Origin of the sequence: Micromonospora hortensis (assembly GCF_022230935.1) — a bacterium.
Classification (GTDB): Bacteria; Actinomycetota; Actinomycetes; order Mycobacteriales; family Micromonosporaceae; genus Micromonospora; species Micromonospora hortensis.
Genome location: NZ_JAKKFE010000057.1, coordinates 1 through 606 on the forward strand (window position 1 = coordinate 1; position 606 = coordinate 606).

1 protein-coding gene and 1 pseudogene are annotated in these 606 nt (G+C 74.3%); both read right to left on the reverse strand.

Annotated elements, in window-relative coordinates:
• A partial coding sequence (locus NIE111_RS28135) for an undecaprenyl diphosphate synthase family protein (protein ID WP_238687315.1) occupies positions 1-385 on the reverse strand: 385 nt, incomplete at its 3' end.
• Positions 386-389: 4 nt separating this feature from the next.
• Positions 390-606: pseudogene (locus NIE111_RS28140) on the reverse strand (DNA repair protein RecO); the annotation flags it as partial.

Genomic DNA, 606 nt, shown 5'->3' on the forward strand with positions numbered 1-606 from the left:
CGGGCCGGCCCGACCACACCACCCGTACGCCCAGGTCGACCAACTGGTCACGGCGGCGACGGATCACGTCCCGGTTGAACCCCATCAGGAACCGGACCTCGTCGGGCGAGCGCCGCCAGTTCTCAGTGGAGAACGCGTACGCCGACAGGTACGGGATGCCCATCTCGATGGCGCCCTCGATGGTGTCGAAGAGGCTGTGCTCCCCCGCCTCGTGCCCCTTGGTGCGGGGCAGCCCACGGTCCTTGGCCCAGCGGCCGTTGCCGTCCATCACCACCGCCACGTGCTTCGGCACCGCCTCGGTGGGCAGCGCCGGGGGGCGGGCCCCGGACGGGTGTGGCACCGGCGGCGTCGGCTCGCGCCGGCCGGCCTTCTTCGATCGGATCACTCGGTCACTCCCTGTTCGCGCCGTCCGCCCCGGCCTCGACGTCGCCGCGTGGCCGGAGCACCACGGCCCCGGTGCCCTCCGGCTGCGGGGCCGTGCCGGCCGCCGAGGAACCCCGGTCGACCAGCGGCAGCGAGCGTAGCGCGCGCTCCAGGTGCCACTGCAGGTGAGCCGCGACAAGCCCACTGCACTCCCGACGTACGGCGGCGTCGGTGGCGTCGGCG